The 18,250-nt window shown below is 60.6% G+C and carries 16 protein-coding genes; 9 read left to right on the top strand and 7 right to left on the bottom strand.

Translation table 11 applies throughout. The annotated features are described in order from the left end of the window. Positions 1–3: 3 nt before the first annotated feature. Positions 4–657 carry a 4'-phosphopantetheinyl transferase family protein gene (locus tag ACEVBK_RS14080; protein WP_375055544.1) on the bottom strand — a complete coding sequence of 218 codons (654 nt, stop codon included), beginning with the start codon at positions 655–657 and terminating at the stop codon, positions 4–6. A 272-nt stretch (positions 658–929) separates the two neighbouring features. Here ACEVBK_RS14080 and ACEVBK_RS14075 point away from each other — a divergent pair, with 272 nt between their 5' ends. Then, on the top strand, positions 930–1,322 hold the full coding sequence (locus ACEVBK_RS14075) for an NlpC/P60 family protein (protein ID WP_375058581.1): 393 nt from the start codon (positions 930–932) through the stop codon (positions 1,320–1,322). Between the two features lie 81 nt (positions 1,323–1,403). Here the strand turns inward: ACEVBK_RS14075 and ACEVBK_RS14070 are convergent, their stop codons facing one another. After that, positions 1,404–3,260 (bottom strand): DUF3413 domain-containing protein, encoded by a 1,857-nt coding sequence (locus tag ACEVBK_RS14070; RefSeq protein ID WP_375055543.1) that lies wholly within the window; start codon positions 3,258–3,260, stop codon positions 1,404–1,406. Between the two features lie 32 nt (positions 3,261–3,292). After that, positions 3,293–3,520, bottom strand: coding sequence for a DUF1414 domain-containing protein (locus ACEVBK_RS14065; protein WP_375055542.1), 228 nt, complete (start codon positions 3,518–3,520; stop codon positions 3,293–3,295). A gap of 77 nt (positions 3,521–3,597) precedes the next feature. On the opposite strand from ACEVBK_RS14065, the gene yejK reads away from it, so the two are divergent. Next, on the top strand, positions 3,598–4,596 hold the full coding sequence (yejK, locus tag ACEVBK_RS14060) for a nucleoid-associated protein YejK (RefSeq protein WP_375055541.1): 999 nt from the start codon (positions 3,598–3,600) through the stop codon (positions 4,594–4,596). A 149-nt stretch (positions 4,597–4,745) separates the two neighbouring features. Next, complete coding sequence (locus ACEVBK_RS14055) at positions 4,746–5,645, top strand: hydrogen peroxide-inducible genes activator (RefSeq protein ID WP_375055540.1); 900 nt, start codon at positions 4,746–4,748, stop codon at positions 5,643–5,645. A 58-nt stretch (positions 5,646–5,703) separates the two neighbouring features. Here the strand turns inward: ACEVBK_RS14055 and ahpF are convergent, their stop codons facing one another. Next, positions 5,704–7,251 carry an alkyl hydroperoxide reductase subunit F gene (gene ahpF / locus ACEVBK_RS14050; protein WP_375055539.1) on the bottom strand — a complete coding sequence of 516 codons (1,548 nt, stop codon included), beginning with the start codon at positions 7,249–7,251 and terminating at the stop codon, positions 5,704–5,706. 94 nt (positions 7,252–7,345) lie between these two features. Beyond that, positions 7,346–7,912, bottom strand: a complete 567-nt coding sequence (ahpC, locus tag ACEVBK_RS14045) for an alkyl hydroperoxide reductase subunit C (RefSeq protein ID WP_375055538.1) — start codon at positions 7,910–7,912, stop codon at positions 7,346–7,348. An 813-nt stretch (positions 7,913–8,725) separates the two neighbouring features. Between ahpC and ACEVBK_RS14040 the strand changes: the two genes are divergently transcribed. From ACEVBK_RS14040 to ACEVBK_RS14020, 5 genes are all read left to right on the top strand, one after another. After that, on the top strand, positions 8,726–10,324 hold the full coding sequence (locus tag ACEVBK_RS14040; RefSeq protein ID WP_375055537.1) for an isocitrate lyase: 1,599 nt from the start codon (positions 8,726–8,728) through the stop codon (positions 10,322–10,324). A gap of 352 nt (positions 10,325–10,676) precedes the next feature. Continuing rightward, positions 10,677–11,861: a thiamine pyrophosphate-dependent dehydrogenase E1 component subunit alpha gene (locus ACEVBK_RS14035; RefSeq protein ID WP_375055536.1), complete on the top strand. Its 1,185-nt coding sequence runs from the start codon at positions 10,677–10,679 to the stop codon at positions 11,859–11,861. Then, positions 11,861–12,838 carry an alpha-ketoacid dehydrogenase subunit beta gene (locus tag ACEVBK_RS14030; protein ID WP_375055535.1) on the top strand — a complete coding sequence of 326 codons (978 nt, stop codon included), beginning with the start codon at positions 11,861–11,863 and terminating at the stop codon, positions 12,836–12,838. Before ACEVBK_RS14035 ends, ACEVBK_RS14030 begins: the two co-directional genes overlap by 1 nt. 8 nt (positions 12,839–12,846) lie before the next feature. Beyond that, positions 12,847–14,079 carry a 2-oxo acid dehydrogenase subunit E2 gene (locus tag ACEVBK_RS14025; protein ID WP_375055534.1) on the top strand — a complete coding sequence of 411 codons (1,233 nt, stop codon included), beginning with the start codon at positions 12,847–12,849 and terminating at the stop codon, positions 14,077–14,079. A 3-nt stretch (positions 14,080–14,082) separates the two neighbouring features. Further along, positions 14,083–15,900, top strand: a complete 1,818-nt coding sequence (locus ACEVBK_RS14020; protein WP_375055533.1) for a serine/threonine protein kinase — start codon at positions 14,083–14,085, stop codon at positions 15,898–15,900. Here ACEVBK_RS14020 and ACEVBK_RS14015 read toward each other — a convergent pair. Continuing rightward, entirely contained in the window at positions 15,897–16,478 is a 582-nt protein-coding gene (locus tag ACEVBK_RS14015; RefSeq protein WP_375055532.1) for an ACP phosphodiesterase, read from the bottom strand. The two genes, ACEVBK_RS14020 and ACEVBK_RS14015, sit on opposite strands and share 4 nt — an antisense overlap. Beyond that, a complete protein-coding gene (locus ACEVBK_RS14010) occupies positions 16,475–16,984 on the bottom strand; it encodes a CBS domain-containing protein (RefSeq protein WP_375055531.1) in 510 nt (169 codons plus the stop codon). Before ACEVBK_RS14010 ends, ACEVBK_RS14015 begins: the two co-directional genes overlap by 4 nt. 200 nt (positions 16,985–17,184) lie before the next feature. Between ACEVBK_RS14010 and queA the strand changes: the two genes are divergently transcribed. Then, on the top strand, positions 17,185–18,246 hold the full coding sequence (gene queA / locus ACEVBK_RS14005; protein WP_375055530.1) for a tRNA preQ1(34) S-adenosylmethionine ribosyltransferase-isomerase QueA: 1,062 nt from the start codon (positions 17,185–17,187) through the stop codon (positions 18,244–18,246). Positions 18,247–18,250: the final 4 nt, after the last annotated feature.

The following is an 18,250-nucleotide window of genomic DNA, read 5'->3' as shown; positions in this document are numbered from 1 at the left end:
TCATTAAGGGTTTCTGGTTAGATTGGGCTGCGGCCCACTGATTTCAAGGCCAAAGGGTAAATCCGACAGCCTGAGCCAGGTGGGTTCAGCATCGGTACCTTCTTCGACTGCCAGCGTCAGCCAGGCACGGGGCAGGGCATATTGATACAGGCGGTAAGGTTGTCGATCCAGCATGGCGTAGCCTGCGCCTGGCTGCCAGTGTACCCGTTGCAGATTGTTGGCAATCCCCTCGCCACAGGCCTTGAGCACCGCCTCCTTGACCGTCCACAAGCGCCTGAAATCCTGCTCGGGGTCGGGGCTTCGGGTCAGCCATTGCTGCTCCGCCGCATTCAGATAGCGGTGGGCCAAACGGTGAACCCGGGGAGGATCCAGGCGACGGCTTTCCAGATCGATCCCCAGCGCTCCCCGGTTACCTATGGTCAGTGCCAGCAGATCACCGCTATGGCTGATGTTGAAGTCCCAGCCGGATCGCTCGAGCAGGGGTTTGCCTCTGGCGCCGATCCTGATCGGGATCCTGGCCGGATCTTCGTTCAACCGACTGGCAAGTCGTTGGCGCAGCAGATAGCGTCCCACCAGGAACAGCTGGGCCTGGTGGGGGTGGCGGATACTGACAAGCCGCTCGAGCTCTGCCGGTGAGAGTACTTTTTGCGCATCCATTGGCGGTTTTATGTTCGTACTGTCACAAATCAGTAGTTCAGTGAAGATATCGTTGTTTTTGCTCATATTCTTTTTTGCAAAATACCCTGGATCTGCTCTAGTATCTTTCAGATTGATAGCTGGTTGCCATTATTCGTATGAAAAAGGTAATTATTCTTAGCAGTGTGCTCCTGGTTGCCGGCTGCAGCAGCAGCCCTGACCCCGAGTCAGGCAAAAAGATGGCTGGAAAAAAACCGTCTTCTTCCCTGACTTACAGTATCAGTACCGGACCGATGAAGCCCAAGCGTGCCTTGGGCAGCATGATGGATTTGCATCAGGTATACCAACGCTGGCGGGGGGTTCCCTATCGCTTCGGCGGCGTGGATGCCCAGGGCATAGATTGCTCGGCCTTTACTCGAACCATGTATCAGGAAGTCTTCGGCATGGACCTGCCCAGAAGCACTTACGAGCAGGTCAACCTGGGGCGCGAGATCACCAAGAACGAGCTGCAGCCGGGCGATCTGGTGTTTTTCCGCACCGGCAGCGGCCAGCATAACGGTATTTATATCGGTGACGGCAAGTTCGCCCATGCTTCTTCCAGCGTGGGCGTTACCATTTCTCGCTTGGACAACGTCTACTGGCGCAGCCGCTATTGGCAGGCTCGTCGCCTGCTGGACGATATCTGAAGCGCGGGGACTGGTCACTGGGATTTAAAGCGTCAATAATATCCCAGTCCCAGTCCCAGTCCCAGTCCCAGTCCCAGTCCGTTATTTCCCCTGAAAACGGTTCAATTCGTTCATCACCTGCAGCAGCAGCGACAGCTCCGGGTTGGCATCCGGCTTGACCCGGTAATCCGAGGCTTGCAGCAGCTGGAAATCCCCCCGCCGATTGAACAGCGTGATCTCGTCCTGCTGGTAAATCACGTACTCTTCTTCGTCCGAGGCCAGCCGCCAGCGGTGGGGGTCGTTGTCGAACAACGATTGTCCCGTACTGTAGCTGCGTATCGGGCTCTGTACGCCCAGCACTTCTTGCATCAGGGTGGGCACCAAATCGAGCTGGCTGGTCGGATGGTCGAAACGGGTCGGCTGAACCTGGCCGGGCCAGCCGATCACCAGGGGAACATGTAGCTGGTAAGGGGAATAAGCGCTGCCAAAACCCCAGACGTTGTTGGCATTATCATTGAATTCCATGCCGTGGCCGGAAGTCACTACAATCAGGGTATCCCGGCTATCCGCACGCTGGGCCAGCGCCAGTAACTGGCCCAACAGCTGATCGGTATAGAACACCGCATTCCGATAACGGTTGAACAGGGCTTCACGCTGCTCGCTGCGGTAGGCCTGAGCAGGATTGAGGCGCTCCAGGGACGGCTGGAAAGGACCTTGCATACCCGCAGGCACCGCCAGGGCATTGAGTGCGTCCAGGTAGACAAAGGAGAACCAGGGGCGTTCGTCGTCCTGCTGTGCCAACCAGGAACCGAACCGGGCCACGGCCTGGCGGTCACCCTCGACGCCGGCGGGAGCGGGGGGGAATGACTGGTTGCGCAGGGTGGAGAAAATGGCATCCCGATACAGCGACACGTCGAGCCCGCCACTGGCAAAGAGTCCGAAACGGTAGTCCTGCCGCTGCAGCTCGTCTATCAGTACCGGCGCCATGCCTTCCAGCTCTGCATCCTGGCGATAATGGGCCGGCAGGCTATAAAACAGGCTGAACAGGGCGGCGTGGGGCTGGTTGCCGGCACTGAGATGATCGTCGAAACGCAGGTGCCGGTTGGCAAAGCGGTCCAGGTTGGGCATGGTGAAAGCGTCGAGCTGATCCGCGCGCAGGCCGTCGACCACGACCAGCAGCATGTTGGGCGTCCGCTCCGGGGCTGCGACCGACAGGGGGCGCAGTGGATAATTGAGCCGACGCTGCGGCAAATCGGCGGCCTGTTGCGATAGTTGCCGGTATTGATCCGCGTCCAGCAAGCCCTGCTTGATCAAAAAGCTTTTGGCGGTCATTGGGTAGGACAGCGGGAAGTTGGCTTTCTGGTTGGTGATGGGGGCATAGACCACGGCATCGGCCCAGATATGCACGCTGTGAGTGAGAAAGAAGCTGACCAGCAGCGGCAGCGACAGGGGCAGTGCCAGGGAGCGGCGCCGGCGCTGGCTCCAGCGCCATAGCCAACCGGCCAGCCAGAGTTCGAACAGGAACAGCAGCGGCACCCATACGAACAGCCAGCCCCAGCCGGATGCTTCTTCGGCCTGGGCCTGATCCAACAATAGCCGCCAGACGGTGGGGTTGAGATGGAACTTGAACAGGCTGAATACCTGGGTGTCCACCAGCAGCAGGGTCAGGGCGGCAGTGGCGATGATCGCGCCGAGAAACTGCACCGCCCTGAGCCGGGGAACCAGAAAGGTCAGCGGGAACAGGGTCAGCAGATAGGTAAAAAAGGTCAGAAAGGCGAAATGGCCGACCCAACTGACCAGCATATAGCCGGTGCCCAGCGGGGTGTCGGGCCAGCCGGCGACCAGCAGGTAGCGGCTCGACACCGCCATCGCCAGCAGGATATTGAAAAACACGAACCAATGACCCCAGCCAATCAGGCGGGAGACGTTATCGCGATAGAGATTGCCGGTTTCTACCATGGTTCAGACCGTGTAGGCTGGCACGGGGGCTCTCAATGAGCCCCTTTCTGTGTGTCGACGGAGGCGGTCAACACCTTGGCGAACTTGTCGGCAATGGCCTGACGCTGCCCTGGGGCGACCTGATGATTGATCACGTGGGTGGCCAGATTGCCCAGCACCATCAACCTGAGATCGGCGGGGGCCTGATGTTTGTCCATCACGGCTTCCAGTTCGCTCAGCAGTTGATCAAATTGTTTATCGTATTTGGAAAGGACAGGCATGGGCGTTCAATCATGTAACTTAGTAACAGGACGACTATAATACCCCACCCCTTCTGGCAACTCTACGGCAATCTGTTATGAGCTTGGATATCGAACACATCATAGTACATTCCCTCTTTCTCGATGAGCAGGGCCAAACCCAACTGGCCACCCGGGAGCAGGAGCTGGCCACGGGACCGGCGGTGAACCGGCTGATGGGCGAGTTGCACCATATCTACAACACCAAGGCGGGCAAGGTATTCGGCTATTTCAGCGAAGAAGACACCGGCTTTCGCGATCTGGTGCGGCGGGTGCAGGATCAGAGCCTGACCTTCGCCGCGTTCTCCCACCTGGCGGCCGAGCGGCTGCAAGGCGAGCTGCACCGGCTGGAGATGAACGAGGCCGGTATATTGCTGTTTGTACGCTACCAGTGGCTGGGAGCCCACTACCTGCTGATCGCCCTGCTCGACAACAAGGACAGCGTCACCGTCACCGACAAGCTGGAGGTCAGCCACGCCAGCTACCTGGATCTGGGCAAGATGCAGCTCGCGGCTCGGCTGGATCTGACCGAGCTGCAGAGCCGCCCCGATTCGCATCGCTATTTCTCCTTTATCAAGGGCCGGGCTGGGCGCAAGGTATCGGATTTCTTCCTGAACTTCCTGTCCTGTGTGGAGGGGATGGATCCCAAGGCCCAGAGTCAGGGCTTGCTGAAGGCGGTGGATGAATACTGTGCGGCCCGTCAGCTCAGCCCCGAGGAGAAGCTGGAGAGCAAGGCGCTGGTGAACAAGTATTGCCGCGAGCAACTCAAGGAAGGCGAAGAGCTGGAGCTGCGGGAGTTGTCCGCCGAGCTGGGCAGCGACGATGATCTGGACTTCTACCAGTTTGTCAGCGAGGAATACCAACTGGAAGAGCGTTTCCCGGTGGACAGATCCGCGCTCAAGGGGCTGACCAAGTACGTGGGCTCCGGCGGCGGCCTGACCATCAGCTTCGACCAGAAGTTGCTGGGGGAGCGTATCCAGTACGACGCCGCCACCGACACCCTGGTGATCAAGGGCACACCGCCCAATCTGAAATCCCAGCTGCAGGGCAAGGATTGAAGAGGGCGGGGCGGCATCCTGCCGCCCCGGGGCTGTAGCCAGTAGGCATACTTGCCGCAGGAAAGGGAACAAGTCGATAACGGTCAGGCTGGAAGCTGTGGTAGCGTTATTGAACTGAATTAAACAGATAGCCCTAATCGAGTTACTCAATGAGTCGTTTGCCCAGCCTGAAACAGCTGACCTACCTGGTGGCTCTGGATGAGCACCAGAATTTCAACCGGGCCGCCAAGGCCTGTTTCGTCAGCCAGTCTACCCTAAGCACCGGCCTGCAGAACCTGGAAAGCCTGCTGGGCGGAGAGCTGATCGAACGGGATCACAAGGCGTTCGTGATGACTCCTTTGGGGCGGCAGGTGGTGGTGCGGGCGCGGGAGCTGCTGGCCCAGACCCGGGAACTGATGGAGCTGGTGGAAGGACAGAAAGGCGCCATGCAGGGCGCCATCCGCCTGGGTTGCATTCCCACCATAGCCCCTTTTATGTTGAGCGAACTGGTAAAGAGCTGCCGTCGTCATTATCCCGGGCTGCAACTGCTGCTGCGTGAGGATACCACTCCGCAGTTGCTGGCCATGCTGCGGGCCGGCGAGCTGGATCTGCTGCTGCTGGCCCTGCCCACCGACACCGAGGGGCTGCAGACCCGGGTACTAGGGCAGGACCCCTTCGTGCTGGTGATGCACCGGGAGCAGGCCAGGTTGCATACCCACACGCCGGTGGATTACGCCGACCTGCCGGATCAGAGCATCTTTCTGCTGGAGCAGGAACACTGCCTGACCGAACATGCGGTAAGCGCCTGCAAGCTGACCGACAGCCGCAAGGTCAATCCCTTTGCCGCCACCAGTTTGCATACCCTGATACAGATGGTGGATGCCGGCCTCGGCACCACCTTCCTGCCGCAGATGGCGATAGACGCCGGCATTCTCGCCAATACCGAGATCGTCGCCATGGCTCCCCAGGGCGACAAGGCTTACCGGGATATCGGCCTGGTGTGGAGACCCTCCGCCACCCGGGTGGAAACTTTCTACCGGCTGGGCGATCTGGTGACCGAGTTGCTGTAAATGAAAAGGCGGAGTGCCGGGGCACTCCGCCTTTTTTGTGTTACGAGATGCCGCGCCATTACGAGCCGGCGCGGATCAGGTGGTCGAAGGCGCCAAGGGCGGCGGTGGCGCCGGCGCCCATGGAGATGATGATCTGCTTGTAGGGCACTGTGGTGGCGTCGCCGGCGGCGAACACCCCGGCCATGGAGGTGGCGCCCCTGGCATCGATCACCACCTCGCCGAAGCGGGTCAGCTCCACTTCCGAGCCCTGCAGGAACTCGGTGTTGGGCACCAGGCCTATCTGCACGAAGATGCCCGCCAGGTCCAGCCGCCTGCTCTCGCCGCTGGCCCTATCGGTGTACTGCATGCCCACCACCTTGCTGCCGTCACCCAGCACCTCGGTGGTCTGGGCGTTGATGATGATGTCGATATTGCCCATGGAGCGGGCCTTGCGCTGCAGCACCTCGTCGGCGCGCAGGCTGTCGGCGAACTCCAGTACGGTCACGTGCTCGACGATGCCGGCCAGATCGATGGCCGCTTCAATGCCCGAGTTGCCGCCGCCGACCACCGCGACCTTCTTGCCCTTGAAAAAGGGACCGTCGCAGTGTGGGCAGTAAGCCACGCCCTTGGTGCGGTATTCGGCCTCGCCGGGCACGTTCAGCTCGCGCCAGCGGGCGCCGGTGGCCAGGATCACCGCCTTGCTCTTGAGTGCGGCACCGCTGGCCAGTTGCACTTCGAGCCGCTCGCCACGCCTGATGCCGGCGGCACGTTGGTCGGTGATGATGTCGACCCCGTACTCCTTGACGTGCTGCTCCAGGCTGGCGGCCAGCTTGGGGCCCTCAGTGTAGGGAACCGAGACGAAGTTCTCGATGCCCACGGTATCCATCACCTGACCGCCGAAGCGTTCGGCCACCAGGCCGGTGCGAATGCCCTTGCGAGCGGCATAGATGGCGGCGGCGGCGCCGGCCGGGCCACCGCCGACGATCAGCATGTCGTAGGGGGCTTTTTCATCGAGGGCGGCGGCCTTGCGGGCGGCGGCCCCGGTGTCGACCTTGCCGACGATCTCTTCAAGACTCATACGGCCTTGCCCGAAGGGTTCGCCGTTCAGGTAGACAGCGGGCACCGCCATTACCTGGCGTTCGTTCACCTCGTCCTGGAACAGGGCGCCGTCGATCATCACATGGGTAATGTTGGGGTTCAGGGTCGCCATCAGGTTCAGCGCCTGCACCACGTCCGGACAGTTCTGGCAGGACAGGGAGATGTAGGTTTCAAAGTGGTACTGGCCTTCGAGGTTGCGGATCTGTTCCAGCAACTCGGGATCGGCCTTGGACGGATGACCGCCGGCCTGCAGCAGGGCCAGTACCAGTGAGGTGAATTCGTGGCCCATGGGAATACCGGCGAAGCCGACCCTGGGCGCTTCACCCTGGCGGGCGATGCTCATGCTGGGAGTGCGGCTGGCGGCGGCTTCCTCGAGGCTTATCTTGCCGGACATGGCACTGATTTCGGTGGCCAGTTCCAGTAATTCCCTGGATTTGGGGCTGTCATCACCGGACACGCTGACTGCTATCGGAGAGACGATGTTCTGCAGATAGGTGTCCAGTTGTTTTTTGAGATTAGCATCTAACATAGTCGTGTCCTGTGCCGAATTTTGGGTATAAAAAACCCGGCCCGCCGACCGGATGAGGGACCATCGCGGCGGGCCGGGGTTTGCCTGTTGGGAGTTAGATCTTGCCGACCAGGTCCAGGGACGGCGCCAGGGTGGCTTCGCCTTCCTGCCACTTGGCGGGGCAGACTTCACCCGGGTGGGCCGCCACGTACTGGGCGGCTTTCACCTTGCGCAGCAGGTCGGAGGCATCGCGGCCGATGCCTTCGGCGGTCACTTCGATGGCCTGGATCACGCCTTGGGGATCGATAATGAAAGTGGCTCGGTCCGCCAGGCCCTGACCTTCACGCATTACGCCGAAGTTGTTGGTGATGGTACCGGTCTGATCGCCCAGCATGTAGTACTTGATCTTGCCGATGGTCTCGGAGCTGTCGTGCCAGGCCTTGTGGGTGAAGTGGGTGTCGGTGGACACGGAGAATACTTCAACACCCATCTTCTGCAGTTCGGCATAGTGGTCGGCCAGGTCGCCCAGCTCGGTGGGGCAGACGAAGGTGAAGTCGGCCGGGTAGAAGAACACGACGGACCACTTGCCCTTCAGGTCGGCCTCGGTGACTTGCACGAAGTCGCCGTTATGGTAAGCCTGGGCGGTAAAGGGTTTGATTTCGGTATTGATGGAAACAGCCATATTAGCTCCTAAATGTTACTTGGTGGGTGTGCCTCTCTGGAACGGTTTCCATACTAGGCTCTATCTGCTATTCAATAAAATGATTATTTCCTATCACTCTAATAGGTAATTTCTATCACTAGACTGCCTTTTATACGGGGATCACCCGCTCGGCCGGGTGATGGATAAAGACAGAGATCTGGGGCTGCAGGCAGCCATGCCGCGCCGGCGCAAATAACGACAAAAAACCACACGCCATCGTGATATGCCGTCATTAGCCGCTACGCTGGTGCTTTTTTTGCACTCGCAAAAATGGGGGGAAGCCCGGGTTATTTTTTCAAACGATCGTTTAAATGCTTGTATTGAAAGCATTCTCGTCCCTGTGGCCGGAATTTTTAAAACATTGGAGTTTAGTCGGGATAATTTATTGCATATGAATTAAATTTACGTAATTAAATTACATTTATGTTTATCTTGGTCCAGTTTTGTTTTTCGGTTTAGTCCAGAAAAACAGTGAGTTATAAGTAATGGTACTTTGGTCGTAGTTCTCTTCGGTTGTGTGACTTATGTTGTGTTTTTGTGAAACTAGATCTTGATCTTATGGTTTTTTTTAAGCAACTTAATAGGGGTACAGCGACGCGGAACAAACGGAAGCGTGTGTCACGACAGGCATCACAATAGAACCTTAGAAATAAAAGCCTGACTGCGGAGCAAAACAATAAGAGTCACTGCCAATATCAGCAACCGGGGTACACCCTGATGATTTGCTGGTTTGACAGGGAAGTTGAATGCTGCTGAACAGAGCGCAACCCTTACACTGAGAGGACTGAGACCATGCCATACGCAAACGACCTTGATACCCTGGCGTCATTGATCAAGCAAAACCCGAGCTGGAGCGCCATCAAGCCCGAGTACGCCGCCCGTATGCGTGCCCAGAACCGTTTCAAGACCGGCCTGGACATCGCCAGGTACACCGCCAGGATCATGCGCGAAGACATGGCCAACTACGACGAGGACCCGTCCCAGTACACCCAATCCCTGGGCTGCTGGCACGGCTTTATCGGCCAGCAGAAGCTGATCTCCATCAAGAAACATTTCGGCAGCACCAAACGACGCTACCTCTACCTGTCCGGCTGGATGGTGGCGGCCCTGCGCTCCGAATTCGGCCCGCTGCCGGATCAGTCCATGCACGAGAAAACCTCGGTGCCGGCCCTGATCGAGGAGCTCTACACCTTCCTGCGCCAGGCCGATGCCTGGGAACTGAACCACCTGTTCCGCGCCCTGGAGGAGGCCCAGCAAGCCGGTGATACCGCCAAGGCCAAGGACATACTCAACCAGATCGACAACCACGAAACCCATGTGGTGCCGATCGTGGCGGACATCGACGCCGGCTTCGGCAATGCAGAGGCGACTTACCTGCTGGCCAGGAAGATGATCGAAGCGGGGGCCTGCTGCATCCAGATCGAGAACCAGGTGTCTGACGAGAAGCAGTGCGGCCACCAGGACGGCAAGGTGACGGTGCCTCACGCCGACTTCCTGGCCAAGATCAACGCGGTACGGCTGGCCTTCCTGGAGCTGGGGGTGGACGACGGCGTCATCGTGGCGCGCACCGACTCCCTGGGTGCCGGCCTGACCAAGCAGATCGCGGTGACCGACGAGCCGGGTGATCTGGGCGATTTGTACAACAGCTTCCTCGACGGCGACTACATCGACTCGGCCTCCGATATCGACAACGGCGACGTGGTGATCAAGTCCCAGGGCAAGCTGCTCAAGGTCAAGCGCCTGGCCTCCGGCCTGTTCTGCTTCAAGCCGGGTTCCGGCGAGGACCGGGTAGTGCTGGACTGCATTACCAGCCTGCAGCACGGCGCCGACCTGCTGTGGATCGAGACCGAGAAGCCCCATATCGGCCAGATCAAGGGCATGGTGGACCGCATCCGCGAGGTGGTGCCTAACGCCAAGCTGGTCTATAACAACAGCCCGTCCTTCAACTGGACCCTGAACTTCCGCCAGCAGGTGTTCGATGCCTGGGCGGCCGAAGGCAAGGATGTGGCGGCCTACGACCGCGCCAAGCTGATGAGCGCCGACTACGACGACACCGAGCTGGGTCGCCTGGCCGACGAGTGGACGGCCAACTTCCAGCGCGATGCCGCCAGGGAAGCCGGTATCTTCCACCACCTGATCACGCTGCCGACCTACCATACCGCGGCCCTGTCCACCGACAATCTGGCCAAGGGTTACTTCGGCGACGAAGGCATGCTGGCCTATGTGGCGGGCGTACAGCGCAAGGAAATCCGCCAGGGCATCGCCACCGTCAAGCATCAGGACATGGCTGGCTCCAACATCGGGGATGACCACAAGGAATTCTTCGCCGGTGAAGCGGCACTGAAGGCCGGCGGCAAGGACAACACCATGGGCCAGTTCGAGAACGTCTGATAGCGAAACAGGGTCAACTGAGAAAGAAAAATACTAACTAGGTCCATCTCGTTTTGGCAGCCCATAGGGCTGCCTTTTTTATTGTTCCGTCCTGTCCGGGACAAGCTACAGCATCCAGGGGCGATGCAGCAGCTTGATGTTCCCGGGCCAAGGGTGTGAAGACCGCCGACGCCGGGGCGGTCATCCAGAACTGCCAGATCGCCATCGTCAAGTTGATCGGGTGGAGTCGGACCTGCACCGGTCCTGCGGCTTGTGATCCAGGTGTTATAATTGGCGTCATATTGAGCTGCCGCCGTGGGGGGCAGTTTGGTCCCGTTTCCAGAGTCGCCCGCCCGGCGACGGGAGTGACGCCATGACCGATCCCAGCAATGCCACCATCAGCACGGTGCACCAGGCCCAGTTTATCGGCGCCCATGCCCTCAATATCCCCACCCTGAGGATCTTGCAGGACGACGGTTCCCTCTACGCCGGTGTTTCACCACCGGTTCTGGACCGGGACACGGCGCTCAACATCTACGACAGCATGGTGTTTATTCGCCTGTTGGATGAGCGCATGCTGGCCGCCCAGCGCCAGGGGCGGATCAGCTTCTACATGCAGTGTCTGGGGGAAGAGGCCAGTACGGTGGCCAGTGCGGCGGCCCTGGATCGTCACGACATGATCATGGCCCAGTATCGGGAGCAGGGCGCCCTGCGCTATCGGGGCTTTACCCTGGCCCAGTTTATGAACCAGTTGTTCTCCAACGAGCAGGATCTGGGCAAGGGCCGACAGATGCCGGTGCACTACGGTTGCCGCGACATCCATTTCATGACCATCTCTTCACCGCTCGGTACCCAGATACCCCAGGCCAGCGGCTATGCCTACGCCCAGAAACTGCGGGGAGAAAGCAACACCACCCTGTGCTATTTCGGCGAAGGGGCCGCCTCGGAAGGCGACTTTCATGCCGGCCTGAACATGGCCGCGGTGCTACAGGCGCCGGTAATCTTCTTCTGCCGCAATAATGGTTATGCCATTTCCACTCCCGCCAGCGAGCAGTTTATCGGCGACGGCATCGCCTGCCGGGCGGTGGGCTACGGCATTCAGGCCATCCGGGTCGACGGGGCCGACGTGCTGGCGGTCTATGAAGCCACCCGGCTGGCGCGCAAACTGGCGCTGGAGCAGCAGGAGCCGGTGCTGGTGGAGGCCATCGCCTATCGTCTGGGGGCTCACTCATCCTCCGATGATCCCAGCGGTTACCGCTCCAGGGAGGAGGAGGAGCGCTGGCGCAAGCAGGATCCCATTGCCCGTTATCGGTTGTGGCTGTTACAGCAGGGCTGGCTGGACGAGGCGGCCGACCAGATTGCCAGCGATGCCCTGCGCCAGGAAATTCTGGAGGCGCTCAAGGTGGCGGAGCAGATCCCCAAACCTCGTCTCGATACCCTGATCAGTGACGTCTATGCCGAGCCGCCACCCGGGCTAAGGAGTCAATTGGAGGCCCTTAAGGAGCATATCCGCCAGTACCCGGATGCTTATCCGGTGAGCGCAGGGAGGTTGGACTAATGGCACAGATGAACATGCTGCAGGCCATCAACAATGCCCTGGAGCTCGCCATGGGCCGGGACGAGAACGTGATCTGTTTCGGCGAGGACGTGGGCCACTTCGGCGGCGTCTTTCGCGCTACCAGCCAGTTACAGGACAAATACGGCAAGCATCGCTGCTTCAACACCCCGCTCACCGAGCAGGGGATCATCGGCTTCGCCAACGGCATGGCGGCCCGGGGGCTGAAACCGGTGGCCGAGATCCAGTTTGCCGATTACATCTATCCGGCCTTCGATCAGATCGTCAATGAAACCGCCAAATTCCGCTATCGTTCCGGCAACCAGTTCAATGTGGGTGGGCTGGTGCTGCGTACCCCCTATGGTGGCGGTATCGCCGGCGGTCACTATCACAGCCAGTCGCCGGAGGCCTATTTTGCTCATACGCCGGGGTTGCGCCTGGTGGTCCCCCGGGATCCGGCCCAGGCCAAGGGGCTGCTGCTGGCGGCCATCAACTGCCCGGATCCGGTGTTGTTCTTCGAGCCCAAGCGGCTGTATCGCGCCGCCGTGGGCGAGGTGGACGAGGACTACTACGAGCTGCCGCTGGGAGAGGCCGAAGTGATACAGGAAGGTACCGATGTAACCGTGCTGGCCTGGGGGGCCCAGATGGAGGTGGTGGCGAAGGCGGTAGATCTGGCTGGGGAGGAGGGTATTTCCTGCGAACTTATCGACTTGCGCAGCATATTGCCCTGGGACGCAGACCGGGTGGCCGAGTCGGTGTTCAAGACCGGTCGCCTGGTCATCAACCACGAGGCGCCGCTCACCGGCGGCTTCGCCGGCGAGATTGCCGCGACCATTCAGCAGCGCTGTTTTTTGTATCTGGAAAGCCCCATCGAGCGGGTGTGCGGACTGGATACTCCTTATCCGCTGGCGCTGGAAAAGGAATATATGGCAGATCACCTCAAGACGTTCGAGGCGATAGTACGGACGGTGAACTTCTAGGGGGCGGTATGAAACAGGATTTCTATCTGCCGGATATCGGCGAAGGCATAGTGGAATGCGAGCTGGTGGAGTGGCTGGTGGCCGAAGGGGAGCGGGTGGTCGAGGATCAGGCGATTTGCGACGTGATGACCGACAAGGCTCTGGTGCAGATCCCGGCGGTGCACGGCGGTACCATCACCCGGCTCCATGTGGCCAAGGGGGATATGGCGCGGGTGCATGCGCCCCTGTTTGAAATGGAAGTTGAGCCGGAGGAAAGAGAATCCGCATCCGCGCCGTTATCGGTCCCGGCGGCGACTTCTGCCGAGCAGGCACCTGAACCGGCGGCGGAGCAATCGGTTCCGCAGGCCATGGCGGCCGGCAAGGCGGTGGCCAGCCCGGCGGTACGGCGCCTGGCCCGGGAGTTGTCGGTGGATCTTGGCCTGGTGCCCGGCTCCGGTGACAAGGGGCGGGTCTACAAGGAAGACGTCCAGGCCTATCTGGCGGCACGGGAGCCGGAGCCGGCCACCCCGGCACCGGCCGAGGCGCCGCAGGCCGATCCCGCGGTGTGCTGCGAGCCGCTGCGCGGCATCCGCGCCGCCATGGCTCGGCAGATGACCGCTTCGCTCGGGATCCCGCAGTTTACCTTCTGTGACGAACTGGTGCTGGATGAGCTATTGCAGTTCAAGGCGAAGCTGAAGCCCGTCTTTGCCGCCGAAGGGATCAGGCTGACCCTGCTGCCGTTCTTTATCAAGGCGCTGTCGCTGGCCCTGAAGGACTTTCCCCTGCTCAACAGCCGGCTCAACCCGGAGGCGACCGCGCTCAGCTACCTGCCCGGACACCATATCGGGGTGGCGGTGGATACCCCGGGCGGACTGCTGGTGCCGAACATCAAGCATTGCGAACAGAAATCGCTGCTCGCCATCGCCACCGAACTGGAACGGCTGAGCGAGGCCGCCCGGGCGGGGAGTCTGGCTCCGACCGAACTACAGGACGGCACCATAACCCTCTCCAATATCGGCGTGCTGGGCGGCATCGTCTCCAGCCCGGTGGTCCGCCCGCCGGAGGTGGCGATCGCCGCCCTGGGACGGTTGCAGCGTCTGCCCCGTTTCGACGAAGCGGGCGAGGTGGTGGCCCGCCAGTTGATGATGGTGTGCTGGTCCGCCGATCACCGGGTGATAGACGGCGCCACCCTGGCCCGCTTCAATGAATGCTGGCGGCAATACCTGGAACGGCCGGAGCGAATGCTGATACAACTGGCCTGAATCATGTACCGGCATCATTTGCGCAACTTCTATATTCCCGAAGAGCAGTCCATCTACCTGCTCAATGCCAACGATGCCAAAAAGCTCAAGGACTGGATTGCGCTGTGCATCACCGAGCTGGAAAAGCTGGGGTATCGTCATATCTGCCTGGCGGGCAAGGGTGCTTACGGCTTTACCTTTGCCGGCACCGGCAGTAATGGCCAGGAGTATGCGTTCAAGTTTTCACGTATCAACCTGCCGCCGCATATCCGGGAGCGGCTGGCCGACGAGGCCTATATGCTGTCTCAGGTTGAACACCCCCTGGTGCCCCGTTATGTCACCTACCAGCTCCTGAAGAGGCAGGGCATCCTGATGATGGGCCGGGCCAGGGGGGAGGATTTGGAACGGTTCAGCCTGAAAACCGGCCGCCTGTCGGCCCGTCTGCTGGTGGATATTGCCGCCCAACTGGCGGATATCCTGCGGGCACTGCGCCACCATCACAAGGATGGGCTGCCCGCACCCATAGTGCACGGTGATATCAAGCCTTCCAATGTCGTGTTTGATGCCACCACTGGCCGCATTGTACTGGTGGACTGGGGGTCTTCGGTATTCGCCCAGACCGACAGCGAGGGACAATTTATATCGAACAACGTGATGCAACTGATGTCGGCGGATCTGCAGCACTCCAACGCCCGTCTGGGGGATGTCTACTTTATCGGTCCCGAACAGCGCAATGGAGCTCTGTCCAGCCCGCGCTTCGATGAACAGGGGGTCGCCAGTACCCTTTATGCGCTGGCCTCCGGCCAGTCCTGCCGTTTCGGCCGAAAGGCGATACCGGCGGTGAGCCTGGGGCTGCCGAAGGAATTTGCGCTGATGCTGGACAGCCTGTTGTCCGACGATGCCCGGCTGCGGCAGCGGGCCGGGGACTATTTTATTGCCGAAATGCCTCGCCTCCGGCGCCTGGTATTGCCGGTGCTGCCGTTGTTTGACGATACCCCGCTGCTGCCGATATGGACCAGTCAGGAGCGACACGAGATGGATACTGTGGTCTATTCCTCCCGCAAGTCGTTTCTGCGTGAACACAGCGAGGAAGAAGGCATCCATTACGTGGACGACGCCCAGCTGGAGCGCTATTACAAGAACTACCTGGAAGGCATGGGCGAAACCGAAAAAGCCTTTGTGGCGGCGGTGAGCCGGCTCGGCCGTTATCCGGTGGTGGGCGGCCTGGCCATTCACTGGCAGGAAGAAGGCGTCTATATCGATACCAGCCTGAATCTGTATGACGAGCGCCTGCACGACGCCTTTGCGGTGGCCGTCAACAACGTGGTGCTGCTGGCACGGGCCATCGATAAAATAGGGGTGTTCAAGGCCTGCCTGTTCAATGCCCGCAACACCATTCACCTGAGCCGGGGCGCACCCGGGCAGCCCTTCGTACCGCCGCCGGGTACCCGCATCCCCTACCGGCTGGCGCCGATACCGAGCACCGACGACGCCAGCCGTCAGCATTCCTACTTCGAGGATGGCCGGGATCCGGACGAACAGCTGGTGCTGCCCTATGCCATTATGGACGCCATCGCCCGGCTCAATGACATCCATCATACCGGCTGCATCATCTTCGAAGTCACGCCCTTGTATATGAAGCTGCACAGCTACTACCGATTGCTGGATGAAAGCGCCGAGGCGGAGTTCGTCGCCCTGCTGGCGCTGATTGTGGACAAGATCCCGCTGATCGGCGATGAAGGGGTGGGGGGCTTTATGAAGCTGCCGCACAAGAACACCCGCTTCTTTTCCCATCGGCCGGTACAGCCCGAGCTGTTCTACCCGGCCAACCCCAGGGCTTAGCCTTGTCGAGCCTGGTTCAGCACAAAGTCCAGCAGCTCGGGGTAGAAGGCGAGAAAGGCCAGCTCCATCTCGTCGTAACGGGCCCGCAGCAGGGGCGTGCTGCGGGGCAGGGGCGTGGGCCGGCGAAAGCGGCCGTCGATACGGGCGATGGCCCGGGTGATGCCGTCGAAACTCTCGTACTGGGCCAGCAGCCGATGTTGCTTGAGTCGTTGCACCAGGGTGATCATGGTCGGGGGCCAGTGTTCGCTCGGCACCAACTGGCGGTGGCTGTAGCCGATAAAGTCCGCCAGCGCCCAGGGGTGATAGCGTGACCAGTAGCGGGCCAGGAAGTGATCGAACATCATGTCCATGATGATACCGCCGTAACGGCGAAAAGGGGGAGGAAGGCTTTGCACTGCCCCCAGGTGCAGCGGATGGGCGTCGGTGAAGCTGTCTATCTGCCGATGCAGGCGGATACCGATCTGCAGCGGGACGGGCAGGCCCTGATCGATGCTGCCCCGGGCGTATTCGCCCAGCAGGGCGCCGGCCAGGCTGGTGTGGCTGATATGGGCCAGGTGCAGATGGGCCAGGTAATTCATCGATCCCGGAAGCCGTCCTGATAATCCCGGGCGTCCGGGGCGAGCTCCAGCTCGTCCTGGTCGAGGTCGTCAATGTTTTCATCGGCCAGTTGATTGTCCAGCACCTCCAGCAGGTGGATGGCCACCGCGACGAAATCGCTGTCGGTGACGATGCCCACCAACTTGCCTTTGTCCACCACCGGCAGGCAGCCGTACTTGTGCTTTTGCAGATAGAGGGCGGCCTCCCGGATACCGGCCCTGGAACTGATGGTGGTCACGCCGCTGATCATGATCTCCGCCAGGCTATGACTCTGCAGGAAGGCGCCGTTGGTTCCCTTTTCCAGGCTGGACTCCTGGGCCGCCAGAATGTCCCGCTGGCTGATCAAGCCTACCAGCTTGTCCCGCTCCAGTACCGGCAGGTGGCGGATATGATGGCGCTGCATCAGGGTGCGGGCTTCGGCCAGACTGGCGGACGGCGGCAGTCCGATAATGTTGCGGGACATGATTTCAGAGACGACGGCTGGCATAGGTTTTCTCCTCTTTTTATATCAAGATAGCCTACCCGGGCGGCCGGATAACATGGCTGCCACCACGGCAGGTTGCCTATTCAGGCTGCCAACTCCAGATCCGGCAGGATTGTTCCATTATGCCGTAATGTCGGCCGAATTGCCTTGATCCCGTGGTTCGCCCTCACTAGACTAGCGCCCGTTATTACAAGAGGTTGTCTATGCAGGTCCGTGATTTTTCCTTTGAACTCCCCGACGAACTGATTGCCCGCCATCCGATGCCGGAGCGCGCCGCCAGCCGGCTGCTGCAGCTGGACGGCAACAGCGGGGCCATCGTTCACGGCCAGTTCGGCCAGATCCTCGATCTGGTCAATCCCGGTGACCTGCTGGTGTTCAACAACACCCGGGTGATACCGGCGCGGTTGTTCGGCCAGAAAGCCAGCGGCGGCAAGCTGGAGGTACTGGTGGAGCGGGTGCTGGACGACCAGCGGGTACTGGCCCATGTGCGCGCCTCCAAGTCGCCCAAGCCGGGCACCGCGCTGCTGCTGGAGCCGGACGTCAGCGCCACCATGCTGGCCCGCCACGACGCCCTCTTCGAAATCGAATTCAACGACCCGCGCCCGGTACTCGAGATCCTGGAGGCGGTGGGCCATATGCCCTTGCCGCCCTATATCGACAGGCCCGACACCGACGCCGACAAGGAACGCTACCAGACCGTCTACAACGAAAAGCCCGGTGCCGTGGCGGCCCCCACCGCCGGCCTGCATTTCGATGAACCGCTGCTGGCCGCACTCAGGGCCAAGGGGGCGGAGCTGGCCTTCATCACCCTGCACGTGGGGGCGGGCACCTTCCAGCCGGTACGGGTGGACAATGTGCTCGAGCACAAGATGCATGCCGAGTATATCGAGGTGCCGCCGGAAGTGGTGGCACAAATCGAGGCGACCCGCGCCCGGGGCGGGCGGGTGATCGCCGTGGGTACCACCTCGGTGCGTTCCCTGGAAAGCGCCGCCCGGGCCAGCCTGGCGCAAGGCGAGAGGTTGTCGCCCTTCTACGGCGATACCGATATCTTTATTTACCCCGGCTATCGTTTCCAACTGGTGGATGCCATGGTCACCAACTTCCACCTGCCCGAGTCGACGCTGATCATGCTGGTCAGTGCCTTCGCCGGCCACGGCCATATCATGGAAGCCTATCGGCAGGCAGTGGCGGAACGTTATCGTTTCTTCAGCTACGGCGATGCCATGTTTATTACTAAAAAACAGGGACTGGGGAATAGGGACTAAAGAC

Origin of the sequence: Zobellella sp. DQSA1 (genome assembly GCF_041950555.1) — a bacterium.
In the GTDB taxonomy this organism is placed as follows: domain Bacteria; phylum Pseudomonadota; class Gammaproteobacteria; order Enterobacterales; family Aeromonadaceae; genus Oceanimonas.
This window is presented reverse-complemented; position numbering and strand designations above follow the sequence as displayed.